Source organism: Legionella tucsonensis, from assembly GCF_001468035.1.
GTDB lineage: Bacteria > Pseudomonadota > Gammaproteobacteria > Legionellales > Legionellaceae > Legionella > Legionella tucsonensis.
Genome location: NZ_LNZA01000001.1, coordinates 2,651,319 through 2,678,238, shown reverse-complemented (window position 1 = coordinate 2,678,238; position 26,920 = coordinate 2,651,319). Strand labels below are relative to the sequence as shown.

Genomic DNA, 26,920 nt, shown 5'->3' with positions numbered 1-26,920 from the left:
CATAAAAAAAAGGTTTTGCAATGATTGCCCTGAAAATTCGACACATTAAGCTTTCTCATGCAAATTTGTGTCTACTTTTCTCAATAATTTAATTGGAGTTGATCTGTACGGTCTTTCAATTTAGTATTGAACCTCAAAAGATGATTGTTTAGGATAAACATGATCGAAGAAGTTACTGTAAAGTATCCTTGTGATTTAATTATATTCGGTGCTTTAGGGGATCTTTCCTGTCGTAAATTATTTCCTGCTTTGTATCAGCTAGAACGTGCGCATTTGCTTCATGCGAATACACGTATTATTGCTTGTGCACGCGATCCGTTAACAGTAACGGACTGCACTGGGTTAATAAAATCTAAAATAGAAATGTTTCTTGGTGATGAGCTGGAAGAGCAGGCTTGGTCACGTCTTATGCAAAGAATGACCTATTGCCCGATCGATCTTACCAAGTCCGAAGATTATGCAAAAATAATAGATTACGTAAATCGTGCAGAGCGAATTACTATTTCATATTTAGCGATTCCCCCTTCATTGTATGCGCAAACATGCCAAGGTCTTTCACGCATTGGTTTAACCAAGCAACCTTCTCGTGTCGTCTTAGAAAAACCAATTGGCCATGATTTACCTTCATCTATTGCAATTAATAATGAAGTTGCTCATTTTTTTGCTGAAGATCAGATTTATCGAATTGATCATTATCTGGGTAAAGAAACCGTATTGAATCTCCTTGTACTGCGCTTTGCTAATGCAATTTTTTCCTCAAATTGGGATAATCAGGCAATTGATAAGGTTGAAATTACCGTTGCAGAAGAAGTAGGAGTTGAAGGACGGTGGGCTTATTATGATAAATCAGGTCAAGTAAGGGATATGCTGCAAAATCATTTATTACAAATATTATCTCTGTTGGCAATGGAACCTCCGATGAGCTTATCTGCCGAATGTATTCGTAGTGAAAAGTTAAAAGTATTAAAGTCATTGCGGCCTATCTCTGATACTCATGTTCACGAACACACAGTGCGAGCTCAATATGCGGGAAACATGATCAAAGGCCAACAGATACCTGGATATTTAAATGAAGAGGGCGCGTATAAAGGGTCAACTACTGAAACTTTTGTTGCGATTAAAGCATATATAGATAATTGGCGCTGGTCTGGCGTTCCTTTTTATTTATTAACTGGTAAACGATTATCAAAAAAGCAAAGTGAAGTGGTAATTTATTTTAAGCCTCAACCGTACAATATTTTTAAACAATTCAAACAAGAACTCTCTCCTAACCAGCTTATTATTCGTTTGCAACCTGATGAAGGTGTAGAACTGCGAATGATGAATAAAATTCCTGGTCTTAGCGAAAGCATGCAACTAAGAGACAGTAAGCTGGATTTAAATTTCAATCATCTATTCAATTCACAAAGAATAGCCGATGCATATGAACGCTTATTGTTGGAAGTGATGTTAGGTCATCAATATCTCTTTGTTAGCCGGGAAGAAGTAGAGCAAGCGTGGAAATGGATCGATGAAATTGAGCAAGCATGGCAAAGACAAGATACCCCTCTTTATACTTATCCGTCGGGTACTTGGGGACCGTTGGAAGTAATTCGCTTATATAATGGCAAAGCACATGTATGGGGTGAGCAAAATGCTGTTACGTAGTTTTAGTGAAGCCCCTTTATTAACTGATGACTTGGTTGGTCAGTTAAAGCAGATTCTTTGTGAGGCCATAGAACATCGTGGTCATGCTTATTTAGTAGTTTCAGGTGGAAAAACTCCTATTGATTTATTCAAGGCACTGGCAAAAACAGATATTCTCTGGGATAAAATTACTGTAACTTTAACTGATGAGCGTTGTGTCTCTGCTGATGATCCGGATAGAAATGAGCAGTTAGTTCGGCATTTTTTGCTCCAGCACCATGCATCTAAAGCTCATTTCTTAAGTTTATATAAAGAAGACCATACCCTAGAGCAAACAGAGCATATAATTGCTTCTTTACCTACTTTTGATGCGGTTGTTTTAGGGATGGGAGAAGATGGACACATTGCATCTTTATTTCCTTGCGCTGATGAACTTGCAATGGGGATGAATGATAATGCTGCAGCAATAGTTCTCGTCAGGCCGAGGACCGCCCCCCATCAGCGAATAAGTTTGTCCAAAAAAAGACTATTAAAAAGCCGCAAGATTTTTTTTCATTTGCTAGGCCAGAAAAAATTAACTGTATTGCATCAAGCTATGGCAGAACACGATCCTATGATTATGCCGGTTAGTGCTTTTTTAAATAACTTTAATACTAATGTTCAGGTGATGTATGCACCTTAAGGAAAAAGAATGCATCCGGTTGTAGCTCAAGTTACAGATCGCATCCGTGAACGTAGCACGCATAACAGAGGTTTGTACCTGAAACATATAGAAAAATTGCGTATGAAAGGCCCTCAGCGTAGCGTGCTTCACTGCGGCAATTTAGCGCATGGCTTTGCCGCTTGTGCGAAGCTGGATAAAGCAAATCTGAGCGGTATGACCAAAGCAAACATAGCTATTGTTTCCGCCTATAACGACATGCTTTCGGCACATCAACCTTATAGAGATTATCCATCCTTTATCAAAGAAGCTATCTCTGCTGCTGGAGGGGTGGCACAATTTGCAGGAGGTGTTCCAGCAATGTGTGATGGTATTACTCAAGGCCAAATAGGGATGGAGTTAAGCTTGTTAAGCCGTGATGTAATTGCCATGTCAGCGGCAATAGGTTTGTCGCATAATATGTTTGATGGCGGCCTCATGCTGGGGATTTGCGATAAAATTGTTCCCGGTTTATTGATGGCGGCTTTGAGCTTTGGGCATTTGCCTTTTATTTTTATTCCTGCAGGCCCCATGCCATCGGGCATATCAAATCAGGAAAAAGCACGTATCCGTCAATTGTATGCTGAAGGAAAAGCAGATAAGGACGCATTACTAGAGGCAGAAGCAGCCTCATACCATTCTCCTGGTACATGTACTTTTTATGGTACCGCGAATTCCAATCAATTAATTATTGAAACTATGGGGTTGCAACTTCCTGGTTCTTCATTTATCAATCCCGGCACGCCGCTGCGCGATGCACTAACATGGGCTGCGGCACAAAAAATTCTCTATTTAACCGATTTAGGTGAAGATTATTTACCTATTGGCAAGCTGATGGATGTTAAAAATATTGTTAATGGGATCGTCGCATTGTTGGCGTCAGGTGGTTCAACCAATCATACAATGCACCTCATTGCGGTAGCAGCTATGGCAGGTTACTCAATCAATTGGGATGATTTTGCTCAATTGTCGGCGGTAACTCCTTTAATTGCCAAAATTTATCCTAATGGATATGCGGATATCAATCATTTTCAACGAGCGGGTGGAATGGCATATTTTATTCACGCGTTACTGGATGCTCAATTAGTGCATGAAGATGTACATACAGTGATAGGCTATGGTTTGCAACGATATACGCAACAACCCTTATTGGATAATGAGCAATTACTATGGATTTCTGGACCCTCTGTTTCAAATGATGAGAGTGTATTAACTTCAACTACAACTCCCTTTAAGGCTCAAGGCGGCTTGCAAGTATTAAGCGGAAACATAGGACGCGCTGTTATTAAAACCTCAGGACTTGCAGCGGGGAGAAGCAAAATTCAGGCTCCAGCGGTGGTTTGTTCCAGCCAAGAAGAATTTGAGCAGATGTTTCAAAAAGGTATTTTGGAGCAAGATTGTGTGGTTGTGCTTCGTTTTCAGGGCCCTAAAGCCTGTGGAATGCCTGAATTACATCAACTAACACCCAAGCTTGGGGTGCTCATGGATAAAGGGTATCACGTTGCTTTAGTAACTGATGGACGTATGTCTGGTGCTTCAGGTAAAGTTCCTGCGGCGATACATGTTACGCCTGAGGCAATAGATAATGAAGTGCTATGCCGTATTGAAACTGGAGATACGATTTTAATTGATGCTGAGCAAGGCATATTGCAATTATTAGTTACTGATTATGAACTGGGGTTAAGAAGCAGCGCTGTTTTAAATGAAGGAGAGTCTCATCGAGGTATCGGCCGAGAACTGTTTACCAGTCTAAGATCACAGTTTACGGGGGCTGAGCAGGGAGCATGTAGCTTGTTTCAGGGAAAAGAGTCTTGTTATGATTTTTGATGATTTAAAATCTTTTGCGATCGTTGCGGATATTGGTGGAACTTTTGCGCGTTTCAGTCGTGTGAATTTAGAAAATTTGGTAATGGATAAAATTGAAATTTATTCATGTACTTCATACGACAGTCTTGAATCAGCCTTATTAGCTTATAAGGCACAACACGAATTAGAAGAAATAAAGCACGTCGCTGTGGCAATCGCGTGCCCAGTGCTTGATGATGTTATTTGTATGACTAACGCACATTGGCGCCTTTCTATCAGTGCATTAAAGCATAAATTAGGTTTGGAAGAACTCAAGGTTTTGAATGACTTTAATGCGATTGCCATGAGCTTGCCTGTCTTGTCGGACCAACAACTACTCCAGATAGGAAGAGGTACTGCAGATAAAAATGGAGCAAGAGCGGTATTAGGAGCGGGAACAGGGCTGGGTGTTGCTTTCCTCACATCAAATCAAGAAAGATATTTTGCCCAAGCTGGGGAAGGCGGGCATATGAGCTGGGGTGCAAAAACAGAGCAGGAGTGGTTTATTTATTGTTATCTGAGAAAAAAGTATGAGCATGTATCCTATGAACGCTTATTGTCAGGCCATGGTTTGGAAAATTTGTATCAAGCACTGGGCGCTTTCCATCAGCAGGAAAAAGTGTATGCACCCGCGTCAGACATTATTACTTTGGCCTTAGCACAGCAATGTATCATCGCTGAAGCGACAGTAGCGCAATTTTTTGCCATTCTCGGCTCTTATGCAGGGGATTTGGCATTGGTTTTTGCAGCTTTTGGTGGAGTTTATATCGCGGGTGGTATTGTGCCTCGACTCATTTCACTGCTGGATCGCAGTGATTTTAGAGCTCGTTTTGAAGAAAAAGGTCGTTTTAAAGCATTTAATGCAAAAATCCCGACCTATGTAATTACCGCCGAGCAGCCAGGGATATTAGGAGCTGCAGTTTATTTAAAGCAATCGTGGTCTAGATAAAAATAAAAAATACCTGCTATTAGATCATTAATCGGGTTACTCTATATCCAGGCTACAGTTGACGACAAGGAGAGGTTTTATGTCTTTTCCAAATTGGATAGTGCAACCGGAAATTGTATTTAGTACATCACCTGTAATTCCGGTTGTTGTGATTAAAGAAATAGAACATGCTATACCTTTGGCCACTGCGTTGTTTGCAGGGGGTATTCATGTAATCGAAGTTGCACTTAGAACACCAATCGCTTTAGATGCTGTTAAATTACTTATAAAAACCTTTCCTGAAGCTTTAATTGGTGTGGGTACTGTAACTACGCCAGAGCAATTAAAACAGGTAGCAGATCTCGGTGCAAAATTTGCATTAAGCCCTGGGAAAACACAGGCCTTATTGACTGCCGGGCTTACTTCTCACATTCCTTTAATTCCTGGTATATCCAGTGTTTCTGAGTTGATGGAAGGATTAATTTTGGGGTATACCCGTTTTAAGTTTTTTCCCGCAGTAGCCGCAGGGGGAGTCAATATGTTGCGTGCAATGCATGGACCATTCCCTCAAGCAAAATTTTGTCCAACTGGTGGTATTAATGAAGTAAATTTTTCTGATTACTTGGAGCTACCTAATGTTTCGTGTGTTGGAGGATCTTGGATCGTACCCGAAGAAGCAATTAAAAAAGGTAATTGGTCATTAATTACTGATTTAGCTTTTGCGTTGCGTCAAAGTGTAAGAGGATGGGACTAGATGATTCGTTGAAAATAGTGAAAGCATAACCACAGCATGCAAAAAATACAATTGACAGCTCATAAGAATGTGCGTTTTATGCCGAATTTTGAATTATTGATCAAGGAGTTAGAATATGACATGGATTGTAGCAATTATTGGTTCGCTTGCTGGATTTTTGTTTGGTTATGATGAGGGGATCATTGCCGGCTCTTTGGAATTGGTCAAAAATCATTTCAATTTAACCGCGACGCATATCGGTGTAATGGCATCAGCCTTGCCTTTTGGTGCGCTTTTTGGTTCCATGCTGATTGGTGCGATTACGGCATCAAAGGGAGTCAAACGTTTTGGCCGCCGCACTTTACTGTCTTTTGCTGGAGTGTTGTTCTTTTTTGGCGCATTAGGTGCAGGATTTTCTGATTCTATTGCAGTACTCGTTATCTCACGATTAGTCCTTGGACTGGCAATTGGTATGGCTTCAGTCATGACACCTTTATATTTGGCTGAAACAGCAACTTATGAGACAAGAGGAGCCGTAGTTGCTATTTATCAATTGGCAATGACTGCAGGAATCGTCTGTTCGTATTCGGTCAATTACTTGTTTCTTGAAAATAATGATTGGCGCACCATGTTTGCTTCAAGTGCTTTTCCAGCATTGGTTTTAAGTATTGGAATTTTACTCATGCCCGAATCTCCAAGATGGTTGTGCAGTGTAGGGCGTCGTGACGCAGCATCTAAGGCTTTAAAAAAACTGCGTAAAAGTCATTCAATCCAACATGAGTTGGCGGATATCGAAATGACATTGGCAAATGAACCTAAAAAGGGAAGTTGGCTCTTGTTATTTAAGAGTCCTTTATTGCCCGTTTTGATGCTGGGTACGATGTTATTTTGTTTACAGCAATTAAGTGGAATTAATGTAATTATCTACTTTGCACCCGAAATTTTTAAAAATTTAGGGATGAACAGTATTACAGGACAAATATTAGCAACGATTGGCATTGGTGTGGTTAATTTATTGGTGACTGTCATTGCAATGCTTAGTGTTGATAAAGTAGGACGTCGTAACCTTTTGCTGTATGGTTTTTCCGGTATGTTGTTTAGTTTGCTGGCTTTATGTGTGTTTTCATTATATCAAGTTGTTTGGCTTCCTCTTTTATCAGTTGCTTGTTTAATTCTTTATATTTTTTCTTTTGCAGTGAGTGTGGGGCCAGTACCGCATATTGCAATGGCAGAAATATTTCCTCTGCATGTGCGTGGTGCAGGAATGGGGTTTTCTGCGATGAGCAACTGGACTTTTAATACCGTAGTCATTTTTAGTTTTCCACTTTTGGAGAAAATGATGGGTATTGAATATACTTTTGCTTTATATGGAGTGATTTGTCTTTTAGGACTCATGTATACTTATTTTTATATGCCTGAGACAAAGGGCATTAGTCTGGAACAAATAGAGAATTACATTATGTCTGGTAAACCGTTACGCTTATTAGGACGTGAAGAGATACCCTCTACCGAAGGCATTACTAAAAAAGAATCATCTTATTTAGCTTCTGCCTAAGATGTAATGAATTTACTGGAAACTATATAAGTTTCCTCTACGTCCCGCAGACATCGGAACGTAGAGGGAAATTTAATTAACAATTTTTAGTGAAGAATGGTTCGATTTACTTGTTAGTTTTTCTCTTAGTTCAACGGCACGTAAAACAGCTACGTAACTCCAAGTAAGCGAAGGAGCTCCTTGCTGTACTCCGGTATTTAAATTAACTTGTTCGCTTAATTTCATATCCGGAGCGTATTTCTTTATAAGTTTTAAATAATTATCCCCAGTTTGAATGTTTTTTGCTATTTCGCCTTGATTTATTAAGGGTAAATTATCAGCCAGTGTATAGTAATATTCAGCCATAGTGGCAGTTAAGATAAACCAAGGGTTACCGATGCTGTTAGTTTGATATCCATCATAAGTATCTCCAGGATAGCGGCCAAACAAAATTTCTCCCGAATGTTTATTATTGATTGGGAACATGGAATTGAACTGATCATATAAGGCTTTTACTGTATTTTGGACGTAGATACTGCTGGGTGATAAATCTCCATTCGTTTGTGGATTAAATAAAATACCCAAAATTACAGAGGAATCAAGTTCTAAAGTTTTTTGGGGGCCGGGATGGGGTAAAAGCGTTGCTTGAATTGTCTTATGATCTGGGTCAAAATGCTGATTCAGACGTGTATTGATTAGCCTTGCTTGTTGTTCATAATAAACTGCAGCCTCATTATCGTTGAGACGACGAGCAAGAGCGGCACCTTCAAAAAGCGCTTTTTGTTGTGTCATAGCAGTAAAAAAATGATGTCCAAAAACCTCTTCCCAAAGATCATAATTTTTATCAGACCAATGATGTGCAGTGTATTCCAAATCCATTTTAATTACGCCCATTGAATGAGGATCCAGATTGTTATTATACAGATTGGCTTGAACATATTCTGTTTCATTATTATCCAACAATTTTTGAGCAAAACGAATGAGTACCGAGGCTCTTAAGGCTGGGCCGTCATTTTGCGGTCTTCCCCAAGGGCCTTCGAAAGGATAGCCATCAATATAAAACTTGGGTTCTCCCAATATATCTTGGCCAGGTGATGGATTATGCTGATGCTGAAGTTTTTGTGTCCAGGAAACATAGTTAAATAAACGTTCTTTGTATCCAAATGTCTGAGAGGATTCATACCATGTTTCAATCAAATCCATGGCAATTGCAGAGTCGCGAATCCAATCATAATAATAATCTGGATTGTGTTTGGAGGGCGCGGCAACTATTGCTCCATTTGATTGAATATTTACAAAAAAATGCTGCCTCAGCTTTTGGATCTCTTCCAGACTAAATACAGAACTTATTGCTTGAGAAACAAAAAAAATCATTAAAAAACATATCCTTTTCAACGTAATCTCCCTATAAAAAGACAAACTTTTTCATGGTACCTTAAATTAACTGAGCAGAGTATAGGAAAATTAAAGAAGTATTTATACGGGATCCAGTTCTGAACAGGAATCGTTCGATATAAAATTTTTTATCTCGAATTCACATTTATTAAGAAATATGTATTATGCTTGGGTACAACTCAGCGGAACTCGGGGTTTTTCTGGATATGTACGAATACTCGACAAGTGTCGTTGCGCTGCACCCAGGCTACAAAAATTAGACTTTCCTAGGTCTTTTTATTATTTGCGAGATCATAAAATAAATGGCAGGAAGGATAAATAAAGTAAAAAATGTACCTATACATAAGCCTCCGATAAGCACGACACCTATAGCGTGTCTGGCTTCGGCTCCAGCATCATGTGACAGCACCAAGGGGATGGCACCAAAAACCATGGCACCGGTGGTCATAAGAATAGGACGTAACCTTAATGAACACGATTTTTTTATCGCTTCTACTAAGGTAAAGCCTTCCTTTTGTAATTGATTGGCAAACTCTACAATCAAAATGCCATGCTTACTGATTAATCCTACTAAAGTGACCAGACCAATTTGGGTAAAAATATTTAAGGATTGACCAAATAAGTAAGCAAAAAGTAAAGCGCCAAAACAAGCTAAGGGTACGGTGAACAGAATAATGAATGGGTAAACAAAGTTCTCAAATTGTGCTGCAAGAATGGCATAAATAAAGAGTATTGATAAGGCGAATAACAATACCATTGTGTGAGATGATTCATTATATGCTTTAGCAGCGCCTGCCCAACTCAATTTATATTGGTTTGGAAGGTTCTCTTTTGCCAGTTTCAAGAGGTTATTCATTCCTTTTTTAAAGGATTGCTTTTCAGGTAATTGAGCATATAAAGTTGTAGAGCGCATTTGGTTAACATGCTCCATTGCAGTTGGTTGTGCACGTCTTTTCATTTGAGCCACAGCACCTAAAGAAATGCGTTTTCCAGAGGGAGTTGTAAGATAAAGCTCGTTTAAAGTCCATGGTTTAGAAGAGCCTTCTAAGGTTAGGTTATAAGATACGCCATCTTTTTGAAAAGACATGGATTTATCGCCACTGAAAAAAACTTCGATTGTTTTAGCCAATTGTGCGGGGGTTAATCCTAACTGAGCTAAGGCATTTTTATCTATATTTATAGAGTATCCCATGGAGTCAAGACGTAAGTCATAACGAGTAGAAGCAAACTCCTTGCTTTGATCCAGTATTTTTTTAAAATGTTCTGTTGCATCGAATAATTGTCGGAAATTTTCGGTAGTGGAAATGACCAGTTCCAGTTCCGAATTATTGCGGGTATCTTCTACTCCAGGTAATCCAGAGTCCCAGCTCCAGACTGAGGCATCGACTGAAGGTAATTGCTCTGTTTTGGGTTTTAAAGAATTTACAATTTGCTCTGCAGAACGATTTCTTTGTTTATGAGCTTTTAAAGGCATGACGATACTACTACCCCAATTTCCTAAAAAGGTTAACGTATTTTTTGCTTCGGGGACTTTGCCAATGGACTGTTGCACGCGTTTTGTATTAGCTTCTAGCGTATCTAAGTTATCTCCAGATAAAGGTGGAGTATAGATTCCTACTAAACTTCGATCTTCTTTAGGAGCTGTTTCGCCAGGCATCATTTTGTAAAAAAGCAAACTTAAGCTCAGTGATGTGAGGAGTATGAGAAGCGTGGTTTTCTTTCGGTAAATAATGATACTCAGCAACTTATAGTAATACTGGGCTAGTTTATTCAGAAATCCATCTATGGCAGGCCATAAATGTTTTGTGTTTTTATGGAGGAATGTAGCGCACATCAATGGAGAAAGTGTCAAAGCAACTATTCCTGAAATGAATACACTACCTGCCAGGGCGACTGCAAATTCGATAAATAATTGGCCGATCATGCCATCAATTAGAGCAATCGGTGCATAAACGCTCGTTAAAGTTAAGGTCATGGCAACGATGGCAAAACCTATTTGTTTTGATCCTTTAAGTGCTGCATCCATGGGGGATAAATCATCTTCAATATGACGCCATATATTCTCAAGAACAATAATTGCATCATCTACAACCAAACCAACGGCCAATACCATCGCGAGAAGAGTCATTTGATTTATAGTAAAGCCTGCAATTTTCAAAAATAGTAAAGAACCTAAAAGTGAAATCGGAATTGCAATTAATGGAATTATTGTGGCACGTATATTCCGCAAAAAAATAAAAATAATGATTAAAACTAAGAAAATAGATTCAAGAATAGAAGATTGGATGTTTTTAAGAGATGCTTTAATGAACTCGGATTGGTCAATAATAATTTTAGTTTTAATGTCATCGGGCAAACCTTTTTTTAAAGCATTCAGTTCCTTGCGCACACTTTGGGATACTTCAATAGGATTTGCATCATTCGCACGATTAATAGCAAGCACCAAACCGGAATGACCATTGACCTTCACTCGGAATTGATTATTGTCTGTAGTTAATTGAATTCGAGCTAAAGATTTAAGAAAGACAGGATAATGGTTTTGAGTTTTGATAATCAGATTTTCATAGTCTTCAGGAGTTTTTAATTCAAAATCAAGTGTAGTAGGGATTTTGTTTTGATAGTTACCAGCAGGCAGAGATAAGCGGTTATTGGCAATGGCATTGGCTACTTCATCGACATTAATTCCAAATGTATATAATTTCTTTTGGTCTAATTGAATGGAGTAAGTAAAGGGCTGTCCCCATACATCAACAGAGGCAACTCCTTTAAGGCTTCGGAAAATATTTTTTAGATTCAAATTGGCATAATGGGTCAGTTCACCGAAATTTAAAGAAGAAGATTCCAGAGCAATTCCTATAAAAGGTAAGCCATCTGTTTGTCTTTGACGTTCGATTATGGGTGCTTTTACTATTGTAGGGAGTTCTGCTTGTGCCAGGCGTGTTGCCTCATGTGTGGCATTTAGCGCTTTGTCCATGGAAGTTCCTGGGCGAAAACGTAAGGTAATGTGTGATTTTTCTGGTTTAGAACGAGAAGTCATTAACTCCAATCCTTCTACACCAGCAAGTTGATCCTCGAGCACATTAGTGACCACAGACTCAACTAATTCAGGGCTGGCATTAGGATAATGAGTATTCACCGTAATGACCGGAAAACTGATATCAGGATATTCTCTCAGGGATAATGAATGAAAGCATAATATTCCCAAGAGCAGGATCATACTATTAAGAATAATTGCAATTACTGGATGTTTTAAAAAATAGCTTGTAAATTTCATAACTGGGTAGCTAACCTTTATAAATTGATACTTCCAGTCCTGGATATAATCGTTCCGGGCTCTTACTGATTATTTGCTCCCCGGATTTTAATCCTGAAATAATTTCTACCTTATCTTTTTCTTGTATCCCTGTTTTGACAGCAACAAGTTCTATTTTATTATTAACTACCTTATAAACATGTGTTTTTCCCTGTTTGAGAAATAAGGCCTGTGTTGGAATAACTAATGCTCCTGTTTTTTTATTCACTACGAGCAGACCGGATATGCTCGCACCAACTAAGCAGTGAGTGCACTGGATATCCACATCTGCGGGGCACATATGTGTTTCATCGTCTATCATTCTTTGTACATGACTTAAACGATAAAGCTGGTTTAATATATAAATGGGTTGGTTTTCTTTAATTGAGTGATTATTTGTGCAAGGAACATCAATTTCTACAGTTAATGAGTTAGGATCATAAATGGTCACTACAGGAGCACCCTCGGTGACTTGTGCTCCTTCCTTAATTTTAAATGCACCAATTACGCCGTCAAATGGCGCATAAAAACGCATATTTTTGAGTTCGATTTTGGTTCTGGCTTTTTCTTTTTGTGAGTCGATCCAGATTCTTTTTTTCTCTTCCACTTCCCTTGCACTCACAAATCCTGGTTTTTGCAAATTTTTAAGGCGTTGGTATTGAGTGTTTTCCAGTTGCTCTGTTTCTTTAGAAAGTTGGTAGCTTCTTTCAAGGTCTGGATTAATTATTTTAGCGATTAAATCTCCTTTTTTTACTGTTTGCCCTGAGCTTATGAGTGTATCAAGCATTCCAGACCCTTTAGCAACAAGAACCGTTGCATGTTTGGGACGGATGGTCCCTATGAGTTTTATTGTTTTTTCAATTGTAGCCGGTGTTACAGTCACTGTTTCCACTATTTTAGGGGTTGGAAGAGGGGAGGATTTTGCGTGATAATAAAATAGATAGTAACTGCCTAAGGCGGTAAGAAGTATACTCGATAATCCAATAATCTTATATTTGGAGCATAGAGTATTCCTTAGTTTGGAGATGATTAATTGCAGATTCACGAAATACTCCTAAATTGGGAGTTGGATTGCATTTGAGCTATGGTGATTATGGCTTTGATCCATAAAGGATCACTATTCATACTAGGAACAATAATTAATTCTTCACCACCAAGTGTTATCCATTGTTTTTTAAGACGTATGGCTATTTCTTCCAGTGTTTCCAAACAGTCAGCAACAAAAGAAGGACAAACGATAACTAATTTTTTAATCCCTTTAGCAATCAATTCAGCAAGAATGTGATCGGTATAAGGTTTTATCCATGGCGTTTTACCCAATCTTGATTGAAAAGCGGTACTGTAACTACTCGTAGATAAGCCCAGTTCGGCTGCTAATAAACGACTGCTCTGATGGCATTGAGCCCTATAACATCTCTGGATGTTATCTGTTAAAGTGGGGCATGATTCAGTGCAAATTAATTTGCAACTGCTTTTTGTAATTTGGCGCTCAGGAATTCCGTGATAACTAAAAAGAACATGTATTTGCTCTTGAAGATAAGTTTTAATAGTTTGAACCTGCGCTTTAAGATAAGCTGGATGTTGAAAAAAATCACTTATGATTTTGATTGATGGGACAAGATCCCAGGAGCTGATAATACGCATGGCTTCAGCAATAGATGATCCATTAGCTGCTGATGAGTATTGTGGATATAGAGGCAGAATAGTAATAGATTCGCATTGCTTTAACTGATTTAAAGCAGTGGCTATAGAAGGGTTCCCATAACGCATGCCAAGAGCAATTACGTTTTCTGATCCAACTTCTTTTTGTACCTCGTTTACTAAATTCTGACTATGTAATAGTAAAGGAGAACCCTGTTCAGTCCATATGGATTGATAAGCTCGGGCGGAACGTTTTGAACGGAAAGGTAAAATAAACATATAAACCAATACATAGCGAAGCAAGGCAGGAAGATCGATGACTCGCTTATCGGTAAGAAATTCGCGCAAATAACTCCTGACAGATGCAGTATCTGTACTGTTAGGGGTGCCAAGATTTATAAGTAATAAACCACGCTTCATGAGCAATTTACTGACCTTAAATAGAATAAGGCCATCATACATGAAGACGGTTTTTAATTCAGTATTTGTTTAAAATTTGGTCTGACATGGCTTATAGACGCAGCACCACGATGATACTGCGTTAATTTTAATTAAGCCGTTTCAGCCTCAGCATTTTCATTAAGTACAATTACATTAGCTGCATGTAGACCTTTGTCACCTTGCTCTTCATCATAATTGACTATTTGTCCGGGAACTAATGTTTTATAGCCTGTACCATGAATCGATGAGAAATGAACAAAAATATCATCACCACCATTTTCTGGAATAATAAACCCCCAACCTTTGGCGTTATTAAACCATTTTACTTCACCTTTAGCCATACTTCCTCCTTTTTCTGGAGTCTCATGACCTAGACTCCATCGTTTCTCAATCGCTCTGACTTTCTTCTGTCTGTTGAGCAATTGCATTCATCCATAAATGACAATTGAACCTATTTTTTATAGGAAGTTTTAACATAACGTAAAACAGACTCACTACTCAATAGTATTTTTTATAAAAAAAATAATTGTGTTAATAATTTCTTAAGTTGTTTATGCTAACTTAGTATTATAGGTGTAATAAGAGGAGTTCAGATGAGTGATTACAGTACTTCTAAAATGTTAGGAAAACTGGCTGCTGGACAGAGTCACTCCCGCCTTAGGGATGTCTCGCAGAAAACTGAGGAGGTTGAACAAGAATTTGCTGTGCCTCAATTAGTACCCTCTGCAAAACCATCTGAGGAATTAGAAATGAAAAAAGTCCTAAGCAATATTTTAGGGCCATCCTTTTCAAAAGAATATTCTCCGATGGATAAAAAGTAATTTAGTAACGGTCATCCGTATTAAAAATAAGCAATCATCCGTAATCATTAAGCCCTCTTCCTCGCGAAGGGGGTTAATTTTCGAATATTAATTTATAAACATAATATTCATTAAAAGAACAAGTCGTTATAAAAAATATTATTAATTTTACTAAAAACAACGATGCTAAAGCTCCCGTTTAGGTATATACTTTTTAGAAAGAGTATTATTTTTTTTGAGGCTTTAATATGGCAGGATTTGCTGAAACTGCACATTGGAGGGACTCCGCTCGAAGTGCTCGTTTTTTTATAGTTGATGCTCGAGCTGCGTTTCCTATCTTTTTGTTTCTAATGCATATTAGGATTTGGACAGGGATATTGGTTTTAGTCTCTGCAGTCTTTTTTGGCATCATTGAACATTACGGTTTTACAGTCCCGGTTTTTTTAAGATGGATAAGGAGCACTTTGGCTGGGTCGATTAGGTCTTCAAAACCGTGGTGGCGATAGTATGGAACGTGATATTACTAAATGCATGTCCGTTATAGCCGCAAGTTTAAATGCAAAATTTTATCTTAATGATAGATTTGTGAGTTATGAGGAGGTGTTTGCTGATACAGGTTTGTTACCAGCAATTGCGAAACGAGCAGATCAATTGTGTTCTCTCTGTCTTGGGTATGGCTTAGGAGCTACATTTGATGAGGCAGAAGGAGCCCTGTTAGGGCTCAGAGTCGTTTTTGATGAAGTAACGCCTAATGTTTTACGTTTGTTGTGTATGACTGACGTATTAAATGAGTTAATTCAAGGTGGTCCAAGTCGTGATTATACCCCCTTGGATGAGTTGATGTACGACTAGATGTGTTTTATTAAAATATATTGTAAAGAAATCGTAAGTAATGGTAATTTTAGATGCATTTATAATTGATTTTGATAGACTTATGGTAATTAAAGATTTTATGGTTTAAGGGTAGTGTTATGACAACAACATTTTTTAAAAAAGAGGAAGATGAGCGCCACATTAAGGCAATAGCAGACACTATGTCTCGTATGGAAAAAGCGTTAGAGAATACGGGTGGAAAAGGTTTGGATGATGTCAAAAATGGCAGTAATTATGTAGGAGTGATAGACGTTGTTGTTGATGCTCCACCCAAAGATGCTAAGCAAGTTTTTGAAGCAGAAAAGCAGAAGCTTGAAGCGATGAAAGAACAAAAAGCCGCACCCGATCATAGTTCCATCAAGCAAAGTATTCAAGGCACTAGGCAACAAAATCAAATGGAAGACATTGAACTTGATGCTAGTGAATCTAATAGCTTTGAGATTTAATAATATTAAAATCCCGATTACACTTTAGCCATTTTTAATATTCACAAAGAGTTTTATTCTTTGTGAATTTATCTTTTTCATATAATAGAAATTTACTGTTATACTCCTAAATATCGCATTTGATTTTTTCAGGGTGTTTCATTCTTATAAGGTATTACATTTGATGTTATGAAAGAAGATTACGCAGAAGAACATAATGAAGCAATTCTTAAAGCATTGGATTATGCGATTCAAAATGGACCTTGGGATAAGTCGAATTTTCTGCGGTCAATTGGTAATCGTTTAATTGGAATTCGTGATAATTTTGCCAAAAAAATTAGTGCGCGCAGTCAAGCGCAGATTCGAGCTGATACCCATTTAGCAAACCGTCTTGCTTTAAGAAGTGGTCAGCAAGAGGTTTTTGTTTCTTTATATTCTTCAGATGGGTCAAATCTTCAGTCTTGGGAGCGAATAATCGCCAATTTGCCGCGACAAATGATTTCTCGTCCAATCTATGCAAATGAAGAACAAGTACAAGCTTTAATCAAATCAAAAGAAAAAAAACAAAATGAGGGTTATGCCGCTATTTACATTAATCAAACGGATATCATTCATCTTTCTGCTGATAAAACGCTGAGTGACCGATTAGGTAGTCCTTTACTTACGTTAAAGGATAGGGCTTTAGATGTAGAGAATATTACCCGCTTTGTTCATCTAAGCGGTGAATATAAATATTCACGTGGTCGTTTGATTAAAGAACAATAGACCTTTCCCAAACTCTACTGTGGTGGGGAATTGCTTCGTCGATAAGGTACTCGAATCCTCATGTACTGGCGTGTACACTCCGGTTCTGCGCTTCGTGTTTCCTTGCACTTCCCTCACCACAGCGAGTTTGGAAAGAGGTCTAATGATTCTATTTTTACATGTCTCTTTGTAGTTATGTAAAGTATTGCTTGCGAATCTCTCGCAAAAATATCCTAGAGCAGTATATACTTAAAAGAAACAAACCAGTTTGAAGTAATCACTAATGGCACAACAACCGCAACAACAAGGTCAAGATAGTGGCATGGGCCCAATATGGGTTATGGTACTGTTGTTTATTACTGTGTATCTTATTTGGAAGTTGGAACATCAGTATATTGTGATGGTTGTTTTTCAAATTAACATCTGGCAAGCAAAACTTGTTAATTTATTTGTTCATAATGAGCAACTGGCGAGTTTGATTCAAATCATGCAAACAGTAGATCCCAATGCAGTAAACTGGGAGCAGCTGTTAGATACAACACGTGCTGTTGGCGATTTCATGCGCTATCCAGTGGTTCTTGTCTTACTTGTTCTGGCAGTTCTTTTGTATCAGTCAAATATCACTTTAAAATTCCGTAAAATTTATGATATGAAAAAATTACGTGAACAGGAGCAATTTAACTGGCCTGCAATTATGCCTGTAGTCAAAGAAAATTTAGTGGATCAGGATATAAATCAAGGTCCTTGGGCAATGGCTCTGACGCCAATGGAATTTGCACGTAAGTACAATTTATTAAAAAAAGAAGATATGTTACTCGACGATCAGGTACCTGGACAAGAGATGACAGCAGGGGTACGAAGAGGGGATGCAAAACGAGTTTTTACCTTACAATTAGGCCCTTATTGGGATGGTTTTGAACATTGCTCACCGCAAGCTTATGCATTAGCAGCCGTGTTTATTGCTCGTATTAATCGAGATAGGGATGCAGCCAACACTATTTTAGCAACGTTAGACCGATCTTATGTTGCGGGAAAGCCTGATTATAGTGTAGCCAGGCCTATAATAGAAAAATATAAAAACACAGAAATTATACAGGAAGTTGTTGCAAAACATGCCTATACTTTAAGTGTAATGGCTTCATTACTTGAAAAAGCTCGAGATGATGGGGTCGTACCGAGCTCTGAGTTTTTATGGTTAAGACCCGTAGATAGGCGTTTATGGTATATGCTTAATTGTGTTGGTAGACAAACACCTTTTTCAGAGGTCGCAGGTCCTTTCGCTCATTGGAAAGCAGAGAAAGAAATGGGGCGGCGTTCGTTGGTGCCTATGATAGATGAGGCGATTAAAGCTTTGGAAATCGCCATAAAAGAAGTTAAGTTAACACCCCGACAAATGCAGGAGTTAGAGCCATGATGCGCGGTATTGATTCACGTCATGAGTTAGATCCTACCCTCTTACTTAGGGATACACGGACTTTGACACAGAGATTGGCTGATTTCTTCGCTGATCCAACGAATATATCGATTATACTTTTTACTTTATCAGCAATGTCCTATTATTTTTCCGAGGCGGCAACGCTCCTGATGCTTGTAGGTGCTGGGAGTTTTCTTTACAGTTATACCCGGAAACAAAAATTACCTTTCCGTCTTCCTTTGATTTCACGAGTGAAAGATTACAACGATATGAAGCCAGGCGTTAACAAGCCTAATATGGCTCGGGGAATCGCTTTTTTTGGTAATGATCGTAAAACAGGGCATGAATTATGGTTTGCTAATGATGATATGCGTACCCATGCGTTAATCTTTGGTTCAACCGGTAGCGGTAAAACAGAATGTTTGGTTTCCCTTGCTTTTAATGCTTTAGTACAAGGTAGTGGTTTTATTTATGTCGATGGTAAAGGAGATAACTCGCTCTATGCTAAAGTGTTTTCCATGGTCAGGAGTATGGGTCGTGAAGACGATTTGCTTCTGATTAACTTTATGACTGGTGCGCGAGATATTATTGGCCCACAAGAAAGAAGATTGTCTAATACGTTTAACCCCTTTTCTCAAGGTTCTTCCAGTATGTTAACCCAACTTGTAGTGAGTTTGATGGGTGATTCAAAAGGAGGCGGAGACGGAGACATGTGGAAGGGCCGCGCTATTGCTTTCGTAGAAGCCTTGATGCGCCTTCTGGTTTATATGCGTGATGAGGGAGCAATACTTTTGGATGCTGATACCATCCGTAACTACTTTGATTTAACTCGATTAGAAACCATTGTCGTTGATAAAATATTCCCGCGTGATAACCAAGAAAGTGTTAACATTGAACAGATTCCAAAATTGGTTACAGACCCTTTACGCAACTATTTAGGTACCTTGCCTGGTTACAATAAAGAGAAAAAAGGAAAGCAAGTATCACAGGTTTTGGAGCAACATGGTTTTATTACCATGCAGCTGGTAAGAGCGTTTTCATCTTTGGCTGATACATATGGGCATATTGTTCGTACGAACCTGGCTGAGGTAGATTTTAAGGATGTGGTATTGAATCGAAGGATTTTGGTTGTGCTATTACCCGCTTTAGAAAAATCCCCCGATGAGTTGTCTAACCTTGGTAAGATTATTGTTTCTTCATTAAAAGCAATGATGGCAGCAGGTTTGGGGGAAGACGTCGAAGGGGATTATCGAGATGTAATCTTGAGAAAGCCAACGAATGCACCTACACCTTATATGTGTATCTTGGATGAGTATGGGTATTATGCAGTTCAAGGGTTTGCAGTGGTTCCTGCGCAAGCGCGTTCTCTTGGATTCTCAGCAATTTTCGCAGGACAAGATTTACCTGCATTCCAAAAAGCTTCTAAAGAAGAAGCTGCATCGATTGGTGCAAACACAAACATTAAAATATGTATGAAATTGGAAGACCCTACAGAAACCTGGGATTTCTTCACCAAAACAGCAGGTGAAGCATATGTAACTAAGGTGGATTCATTTCAAGCTAAAGACACCAGTATGGCCAATACTTATATGGACAGTAAAAGTTCTTCGTTTGAAAAGAGAGCTCGTGTTGACCTATTGGATTTAAAAGAACAAACAGAAGGTGAGGCACATATATTCTTCAAGTCAAAAATCGTTCGTGCCCGTATGTTTTATGCGAATCCTAAACCTGTTAAGAAGTTAAAGTTAAATCAATTTTTAAAAGTAGAAGCTCCACCAGACGATTATTTAATGAGATTACAAAAACAATTAGCTTCATTTCAGACAATTTTGGAAAGCGGCGATTTATCAATTAATAAAACTGCAGAAAGTGAAGAAATTACCCTCATTTCCAAGCTATTGCGTGAATCACCCATTGAAGAGCCTATAGAACGAGGTGTTTCTGCTTTAATTGCGTTCCATGGACATAATGAACCAGAGCCTGTTGAAGATTTAATTGAAGAAGAAGTTGAAGGTGCATTAACGATATTTAGTCCTTTGCGAGAGCGTTCAGGGGATCCTCCAATTTTGGTTAGTGATAAAGCTGCATTTTCTGAGTCCTTACTGCCTATTAATGAAACACGCAATCAGATGATGAATATTGAACGTTTGGCCGGGGCCAAGGATAAATACGCGGGTACGGTTGCAAATGAGCTTATTAAGGATTTCCAATTGGCAACCGGCTATCCACCTGAAGAGAGAGATGTTATCGCTCCAGATGAGTTAACTGATTTGGTAAAAACTTTGTCAGAAAAAATTGCGAGTGAGCGTGAAAATGCGAAGAATAAAAGTGAAGAATAAGCTATACTAGCTACGAATTCACTGTGTATTTTATCGTCAACACCATTTGTATACCTCAAAAAAATTTAGCTATGTATGTTTATGGCTAATATATCAAACGTTTTAAGAAAAAAAACACTTTTACAGAAGACAGCTTTTTGAATTATGCAGCTAAAAAGCGTTGTTTTCTTTTTGTTTTTTGTGAAAAAATAATCCTTGGCGCTTTGTTTTTATTCAAAAAAATGTAAAGCAATAAATAAATTTTTAAAAAAATAGCTATTTTATTGAATTCATTGTAACGTAATAATTTGTATGTTTTTCTTAAAGATGGAACACACAATAGAACTACAGTCAGAATCATTTTAAGTGGTCGTTTGAATATGAGGAATGTGAGTGAGATCAGTACGTATTAATCTAATTCAGGCTGTTGGAATGATTGCCTTATTGATGTTGACCGCCTGCAAAGGTGATTATTGGGCACTGGAGAAAGACGAGCCGAAATATCCATGTAAAGTTCTTGGTGCCTGTGATGCTACCATCATGAAGCTTGCTAAAAAATTAAATAGAACAGGGGTAAAAGTAATTACTATTGGCCAAGATTATATGATCAGCATTCCTGCTAGCTATTTGTTTGAACCAGAAACACCCCGTTTAAAATGGAAGGCTTATCCATTATTAAATGAAATTGCCTCGTTTCTAATACAATTTCGTAAAATTGCCATTAACGTAGCCAGTTACAGTAATAAATATGTATCACCAAGAAGAGAGCATGCATTGACTTTAGCCAGATCACGAGTCGTTAGTGAATACCTTTGGTCTCAGGGAGTAGATAGCCGTTTTATCTTTACACAAGGTTTAGGTAGTGATAAACCTATTATTGGATACACTAAAGGTGGTGATAGTTCAATAAATGCACGAGTGGAAATTACTTTCAGAAGAGCTGTGGCATAGGGGAAAGAATGAGTCGTGAAGCGTGGGAAGTAATAAAAAGCAGTAAGAATTTTTATGTTAGCTCATACAGACGCGGACTAATCGCGTTAATTGGTTCTCTATTACTGAATTGCATTTTTGGATTATTAATTGCTTACATTCATTTAACAGAGCCTGAGAGAGATTTTTATGCAACAAGTGGGATAGCTCCTCCTATTCAGCTGCAACCTCTTCTGGCTCCGAATTATTCATCGAACGCGTTACTTCCTCCTGATCCACCTGCAGAGAATGAGGAAGATAAGTTGATACCACAATAAGCGATAAATAGAGGATATTATGGCTGAAGACGCCTTGACAGTTGTTGCACTAAGAAATAAATTTTATAAAGACAGTCAACGCAAAGTAATACTTGCGTTGTTAATCGCTCTTATTGTCAATATAGTCCTAGCCGCACTGTTAGTGTACATGATTACTCATCCCCCAGCCCCTAAATATTTTGCTACGAGTATTAATGGTCGTATTACACCCCTGTTTCCTTTAAATGAGCCAAACCAATCAGATTCTGCAGTATTGCAATGGGCAAATCAGGCTGCTATTGCTGCATTTACTTATAATTTCGTTAACTATAGAGATGAATTGCAGGCTTCCTCTGGTTTTTTTACACCCGAAGGTTGGGATCAATTTCTAAACGCTTTACAACAATCAAATAATCTGGATGCGGTGAAGGCTAAAAAACTGATTGTTTCTGCTGTAGCAACACGAGCTCCCATTATTTTGCAAAAAGGTGTATTGAACGGAAATTTTTCATGGCGAATACAAATGCCTATATTAGTAACATACCAGAGTGCCAGTGAATTTACTCAGCAAAATAATGTGGTTACTATGTTAATTACCCGTATTTCTACTTTAAATTCGCCCAGAGGAATAGGTATATCGCAATTTGTTGTAGGACCTGCCGCAGGTGGAGCGTCTTAATGAAAAAGCTGAACTGGTTTTTAAAGTTTTGTTTAATGTACGGAATAGCCTATTGGATTCCTGGTCCTTCCTATGCACAAGAGCAATCTGATAGTGCTCAACAAGCCTTACAACAGTTACGCTTATTGCAACAACGTTTATCACAAAATCAACCAGCAGGGCAAAATCAGCCACCAGGGCAAAGTCCAGCCCCCGGTCAAGCTCAAACTCCTCCACCGCCCCAAAATCAAGGGCCAAATATTCCCATTCCTCTTGCCGGTAATATATATAAACCACCTGCCCCGGCTCAAACTCGTCCTCCAGCGCCTAATCCTAATGCGCCACAGGTAATAAGCCAAAGTGACGAAGAGGTCATTGAAAATAAAGCATTTAAAGATATGACAAGAAGCATCTATCCATTGAGTACGGAGCAAATTGTTCATTTAAAACAAATAAGTGAAACTATGGAGTATGCTAAGACCTCGCCTGCTGGTACTCCACCCAAGCCTACAGCAACTTCTCAATTTGTGAATTTGTCTCCTGGTTCGACTCCCCCTGTCATTCGTTTGGCACAAGGATTTGTTTCTTCATTGGTTTTTCTTGATTCATCTGGAGCACCATGGCCGATTGCCGCTTATGATTTAGGAGATCCAAACTCTTTTAATATTCAATGGGATAAAACAAGTAATACAATAATGATTCAAGCAATGAAATTATACAATTATGGTAATTTGGCTGTCCGTTTAAGAGGTTTAAATACCCCAGTGATGCTAACGCTTATACCAGGACAAAAAGCAGTAGATTACCGAGTTGATTTACGTGTTCAGGGTTTTGGACCAAATGCTAAAACCATGCCTCTAGAAACAGGAATTCCCCCCTCGGCGAGTGAATTACTTCTTCATGTTTTAGATGGTGTACCTCCTCCGGGAAGTAAACGTTTAAATATTACTGGAGGAGATGCACGTGCATGGTTAGCTAATGACAGAATGTATGTTAGAACCAATCTTACAATATTGTCACCGGGCTGGTTGGCAAGTATGACCAGCGCAGATGGGACGCATGCTTATGAAATGCAAAAATCACCGGTGTTATTAGTTTCCTGGCATGGGAAGGTCATGCAGCTCAAGGTAGAAGGGTTATAAATGGCTGGCAGAAAAGAAAATATAAAGTCACTTTTTTCCAATACTCGGACACGAGTTATTATCATTTTCACAATAGCATTGATACTGATCGCTATAGTGGTAGGGTATATAAAATTAAGATCGATTAATACGGGGCCTGGAGCAGTTGCAACTGTTGGTCATACTCCAGGCGGTATCCAATCCATTCCAGGCGTTCTTAGCCCAACAGCTCAATATGCTAAATTGCAAGAAGAACAAAATATTGCCCAGGCACAAAAAGCAGTGCAAACAGGCGGAAGTGCTATTCCAACAATTATCAGAACTCAAGCCTTGGGTGAGGGTGTTGGCGTTATTGGTTCCGAAGGTGGACAAACTGGGGTGGGTTTTGCGACATTAGCACGAGAGAGTGAAGAGGGTTCACAAAAAAGTCTTTGGCTGCAAACACTACAAAATGCGGGCTGTTCCAAGGCTGCTGTTAGTCAGGTTGTTAGCCAAGGGGCGCAATTAACTGACTTAAAGGCAGCATGTAGCTGTGTGCAATTAAAAGATAATGGTTACACTTTAACGGAACTGAACCAAGTTTGCACCTGTAAAGAATTAAAAGCTGCAGGATATAATGCAAGGCAACTTAAAGATGTAGGATATACAGCTTCAAGGCTAAGAGAATGTGGTTTTAATGCTTGCGAATTACGTAATGCAGGTTTTACTGCTCAGGAACTGAAAGATGCAGGTTTTTCTGATGATGAATTGAAAGGAGCTGGATATACTCCAGAGGAGATAGCTCGAGCCAGTGGTTTGCCGGATGGAATAACTGCTGCGGATGTATTAAAAGCCGGATGTAATGTCGATGCATTAGTTAAATTACGCAAGGCCGGAGTTTCCGCTTCTGCGATTCGACGGATAAGTGGATGCAGCGCAGAACAATTAAAAGCGGCTGGTTTTACTGCTAAAGAATTGCGTGATGCAGGATTTAGTGCAGCAGATTTAAAAAGAGCTGGTTTTACTCCCGAAGAATTAAGAGCGGCAGGGTTTACTGCCAGGGATTTATTAAATGCTGGATTCACACCAGATGATCTTGCTAAGGCAGGTTATTCTGCTGCAGCAATAAAAGCAGCAGAGAATGAATTGCCGCCGGGCATTACTCCTGATGATATAAAAAAAGCAGGTTGTGATGTTGATGTATTAAAAAAAGAAAGAGCAGCAGGGGTTAGTGCGGCTTTAATTAAAAGATATGCTGGATGCAGCGCTCAAGCGTTAAAAGCTGCTGGCTTTACTGATGCGGATTTAGCAAATGCTGGCTTCACACCCCAGGAAATCAAAGCGGCAACTCCGTTGACGGATGAACAAATCAAAGCCGCAGGTTGTACCCCTGATAATCTAAAAAAGCTCTTCGCAGCGGGGGTTTCTGCAAAACGTATTAAAGAGTTAAATGGATGTAGTGCTGAAGCGTTAAAAAATGCAGGTTATGATGTTAAATCGTTACTTGATGCGGGATTTACCCCCGCACAATTGCTTGCTGCTGGATTTACTCCTAATGATTTGCAAAATGCTGGATTAAGTCCTGCAGATATAATTGCAAGTGGACGTGTTGCAGATTGCAGTGTTGAATCATTGAAGAAAGCACGAGCCGCAGGAGTTAGCGCACTGACGATTAAGAAAACACTTGGATGTTCTGCAAAAGCGTTAAGGGATGCTGGTTACACAGCTAAAGAGCTCAAAGATGCTGGGTTCACAGCTGCTGAACTCAAAGCGGCAGGTTTTAGTGCTAAAGATTTAAAAGATGCGGGTTTCAGTGCCAAGGAGTTAAAAGATGCGGGTTTTAGCGCAAAAGACTTAAAAGATGCGGGTTTTAGTGCTAAAGACTTAAAGGATGCGGGTTTTAGTGCTAAGGATTTGAAAGATGCAGGATTTACAGCAGCGCAATTAAAAGCAGCAGGCTTTAGTGCTAAAGACTTAAAAGACGCTGGTTTTAGTGCCAAAGAGTTAAAAGATGCAGGCTTTAGTGCTAAAGACTTAAAAGACGCTGGTTTTAGTGCCAAAGAGTTAAAAGATGCTGGCTTTAATGCCAAAGAATTAAAAGATGCAGGTTTTAGTGCCAAAGAGCTCAAAGATGCAGGATTTACAGCTGCGCAGATGAAGGCGGCGGGTTTGAGTGCTAAAGAGTTGGCTGATGCAGGATATAGTGCTGCTGAGTTAAGAAATGCTGGATATAGTGCAGCAGAACTGCAAAACATTCAAACAGCTCCTGAAGGCTCACAAGTTGCAGGCTTGGGGGCACCGAGTATTCAGCAAGGTGCATTTAGCATTGGTGGAGTGCCTACAGTAGGCCAAGTCCCAGGAGGCGCTGCAGCACCACTACCAGGCTCTGTTGCAAGTAACGAACAGTTGCAAGCTATTATCAACAGACAAAATCAGCAGCAAGCTGAACAGAAATACCAACAAAAAATCCAACAAAAAACTTCTGATATGCTTACGGCCGCGAATCAATTGATTGCAGACTGGAAAAATGTACCTTCGCAGAGTTATACCGCAGGAAATAAGGAGGAGGAGAAAGCGGTAGCTGCTGCGGGAGCAGGTCCTGGAGGGCCAGGCGGTGCTCAGTCTTCAACGACTACTGTATCTACTACACAAGGAAACATGATTAGAACAGGTGACGTGCTCTTCGCTGTAATTGATACTTCAGTTAATAGTGATGAGCCAGGTCCTATTCTTGCGAGTATTGTTTCAGGAAGACTTAAGGGTACCAAGCTCATTGGTAGCTTTAATTTACCGTCTAATGCTAATAAAATGGTTATTACATTTAATACGATGTCAATTCCAGGCGCGCCAAAAACAATTCCGATCTCTGCTTATGCAATTGATCCGAATACGGCGAGAACTGCAATTTCCAGTAAAACAAATCACCATTATTTACTGAGATACGGTTCATTGTTTGCTTCCTCGTTTTTAGAGGGCTTTGGTAATGCATTCCAGTCTGCTAATACCACGGTTACCATTGGAGGTACAGGTGGTGGTAACAACGTAACCGTTGCTAATGGTGTGGGTCGTTCTACACTGGAAAATGCTGTGATAGGTTTGGCTACCGTTGGTAAGACATGGGGACAGCAAGCTCAAGTATTATTTAATACACCTACAACTGTCGAGGTCTATGCAGGAACCCCTGTGGGGATTTTATTTACTCAGGATGTAAAATCTATTTAATTTGA

General features: G+C 39.0%; 23 protein-coding genes. 18 read left to right on the top strand and 5 right to left on the bottom strand.

All coding sequences use genetic code 11. From position 1 onward, the window contains the following. Nucleotides 1–159 precede the first annotated feature (159 nt). From zwf to Ltuc_RS11825, 6 genes are all read left to right on the top strand, one after another. Entirely contained in the window at nt 160–1,647 is a 1,488-nt protein-coding gene (zwf, locus tag Ltuc_RS11850) for a glucose-6-phosphate dehydrogenase (RefSeq protein WP_058521458.1), read from the top strand. Further along, nucleotides 1,634–2,308 (top strand): 6-phosphogluconolactonase, encoded by a 675-nt coding sequence (gene pgl / locus Ltuc_RS11845; RefSeq protein ID WP_058521457.1) that lies wholly within the window; start codon nt 1,634–1,636, stop codon nt 2,306–2,308. Before zwf ends, pgl begins: the two co-directional genes overlap by 14 nt. Nucleotides 2,309–2,317: 9 nt before the next feature. Then, the gene (edd, locus tag Ltuc_RS11840) at nt 2,318–4,153 is read left to right on the top strand and encodes a phosphogluconate dehydratase (protein WP_058521456.1); all 1,836 of its coding nucleotides are present in this window, start codon (nt 2,318–2,320) and stop codon (nt 4,151–4,153) included. After that, the gene (gene glk, locus Ltuc_RS11835) at nt 4,143–5,120 is read left to right on the top strand and encodes a glucokinase (protein ID WP_058521455.1); all 978 of its coding nucleotides are present in this window, start codon (nt 4,143–4,145) and stop codon (nt 5,118–5,120) included. Before edd ends, glk begins: the two co-directional genes overlap by 11 nt. A gap of 79 nt (nt 5,121–5,199) precedes the next feature. Then, nucleotides 5,200–5,853, top strand: a complete 654-nt coding sequence (locus tag Ltuc_RS11830) for a bifunctional 4-hydroxy-2-oxoglutarate aldolase/2-dehydro-3-deoxy-phosphogluconate aldolase (RefSeq protein WP_058521454.1) — start codon at nt 5,200–5,202, stop codon at nt 5,851–5,853. 115 nt (nt 5,854–5,968) lie between these two features. Next, a complete protein-coding gene (locus tag Ltuc_RS11825; RefSeq protein WP_058521453.1) occupies nt 5,969–7,387 on the top strand; it encodes a sugar porter family MFS transporter in 1,419 nt (472 codons plus the stop codon). 72 nt (nt 7,388–7,459) lie between these two features. Here the strand turns inward: Ltuc_RS11825 and Ltuc_RS11820 are convergent, their stop codons facing one another. The 5 genes from Ltuc_RS11820 to Ltuc_RS11800 form a co-directional block, all read right to left on the bottom strand. Then, the gene (locus tag Ltuc_RS11820) at nt 7,460–8,740 is read right to left on the bottom strand and encodes a glycoside hydrolase family 15 protein (protein ID WP_058521452.1); all 1,281 of its coding nucleotides are present in this window, start codon (nt 8,738–8,740) and stop codon (nt 7,460–7,462) included. 277 nt (nt 8,741–9,017) lie between these two features. Beyond that, on the bottom strand, nt 9,018–12,035 hold the full coding sequence (locus tag Ltuc_RS11815) for an efflux RND transporter permease subunit (protein ID WP_058521451.1): 3,018 nt from the start codon (nt 12,033–12,035) through the stop codon (nt 9,018–9,020). Nucleotides 12,036–12,045: 10 nt separating this feature from the next. Beyond that, entirely contained in the window at nt 12,046–13,098 is a 1,053-nt protein-coding gene (locus Ltuc_RS11810) for an efflux RND transporter periplasmic adaptor subunit (RefSeq protein ID WP_058521450.1), read from the bottom strand. Further along, nucleotides 13,095–14,114 (bottom strand): ferrochelatase, encoded by a 1,020-nt coding sequence (hemH, locus tag Ltuc_RS11805; protein WP_165480988.1) that lies wholly within the window; start codon nt 14,112–14,114, stop codon nt 13,095–13,097. Before hemH ends, Ltuc_RS11810 begins: the two co-directional genes overlap by 4 nt. Nucleotides 14,115–14,245: 131 nt before the next feature. Beyond that, on the bottom strand, nt 14,246–14,476 hold the full coding sequence (locus tag Ltuc_RS11800; RefSeq protein ID WP_058521448.1) for a cold-shock protein: 231 nt from the start codon (nt 14,474–14,476) through the stop codon (nt 14,246–14,248). A 252-nt stretch (nt 14,477–14,728) separates the two neighbouring features. Between Ltuc_RS11800 and Ltuc_RS11795 the strand changes: the two genes are divergently transcribed. The 12 genes from Ltuc_RS11795 to dotG all read left to right on the top strand — a co-directional run bounded on the left by Ltuc_RS11795 (nt 14,729) and on the right by dotG (nt 26,915). After that, on the top strand, nt 14,729–14,956 hold the full coding sequence (locus Ltuc_RS11795; protein ID WP_058521447.1) for a hypothetical protein: 228 nt from the start codon (nt 14,729–14,731) through the stop codon (nt 14,954–14,956). A 227-nt stretch (nt 14,957–15,183) separates the two neighbouring features. Then, the gene (gene icmT / locus Ltuc_RS15595; protein WP_058521446.1) at nt 15,184–15,441 is read left to right on the top strand and encodes an IcmT/TraK family protein; all 258 of its coding nucleotides are present in this window, start codon (nt 15,184–15,186) and stop codon (nt 15,439–15,441) included. A 1-nt stretch (nt 15,442) separates the two neighbouring features. Further along, a complete protein-coding gene (locus Ltuc_RS11785; RefSeq protein ID WP_058521445.1) occupies nt 15,443–15,787 on the top strand; it encodes a type IV secretion IcmS family protein in 345 nt (114 codons plus the stop codon). 119 nt (nt 15,788–15,906) lie between these two features. Beyond that, nucleotides 15,907–16,254, top strand: coding sequence for a hypothetical protein (locus Ltuc_RS11780; RefSeq protein WP_058521444.1), 348 nt, complete (start codon nt 15,907–15,909; stop codon nt 16,252–16,254). Between the two features lie 168 nt (nt 16,255–16,422). Further along, nucleotides 16,423–16,998 carry a Dot/Icm secretion system protein IcmQ gene (gene icmQ / locus Ltuc_RS11775; protein ID WP_058521443.1) on the top strand — a complete coding sequence of 192 codons (576 nt, stop codon included), beginning with the start codon at nt 16,423–16,425 and terminating at the stop codon, nt 16,996–16,998. Between the two features lie 262 nt (nt 16,999–17,260). After that, nucleotides 17,261–18,391, top strand: coding sequence for a type IVB secretion system coupling complex protein DotM/IcmP (gene icmP, locus Ltuc_RS11770; RefSeq protein ID WP_058521442.1), 1,131 nt, complete (start codon nt 17,261–17,263; stop codon nt 18,389–18,391). Further along, on the top strand, nt 18,388–20,730 hold the full coding sequence (locus Ltuc_RS11765; RefSeq protein WP_058521441.1) for a TraM recognition domain-containing protein: 2,343 nt from the start codon (nt 18,388–18,390) through the stop codon (nt 20,728–20,730). Before icmP ends, Ltuc_RS11765 begins: the two co-directional genes overlap by 4 nt. Before the next feature lie 372 nt (nt 20,731–21,102). After that, nucleotides 21,103–21,660 (top strand): type IVB secretion system protein IcmN/DotK, encoded by a 558-nt coding sequence (gene icmN, locus Ltuc_RS11755; RefSeq protein ID WP_058521439.1) that lies wholly within the window; start codon nt 21,103–21,105, stop codon nt 21,658–21,660. An 8-nt stretch (nt 21,661–21,668) separates the two neighbouring features. After that, on the top strand, nt 21,669–21,956 hold the full coding sequence (gene icmM / locus Ltuc_RS11750; RefSeq protein WP_058521438.1) for a type IVB secretion system protein IcmM/DotJ: 288 nt from the start codon (nt 21,669–21,671) through the stop codon (nt 21,954–21,956). 19 nt (nt 21,957–21,975) lie between these two features. Further along, nucleotides 21,976–22,614, top strand: coding sequence for a type IVB secretion system apparatus protein IcmL/DotI (locus tag Ltuc_RS11745; protein ID WP_058521437.1), 639 nt, complete (start codon nt 21,976–21,978; stop codon nt 22,612–22,614). Then, nucleotides 22,614–23,735 carry a DotH/IcmK family type IV secretion protein gene (locus Ltuc_RS11740; protein ID WP_058521436.1) on the top strand — a complete coding sequence of 374 codons (1,122 nt, stop codon included), beginning with the start codon at nt 22,614–22,616 and terminating at the stop codon, nt 23,733–23,735. The genes Ltuc_RS11745 and Ltuc_RS11740 overlap by 1 nt, the downstream gene beginning before the upstream one ends. After that, nucleotides 23,736–26,915, top strand: a complete 3,180-nt coding sequence (gene dotG, locus Ltuc_RS11735; protein WP_058521435.1) for a type IVB secretion system protein DotG/IcmE — start codon at nt 23,736–23,738, stop codon at nt 26,913–26,915. Nucleotides 26,916–26,920 lie beyond the last annotated feature (5 nt).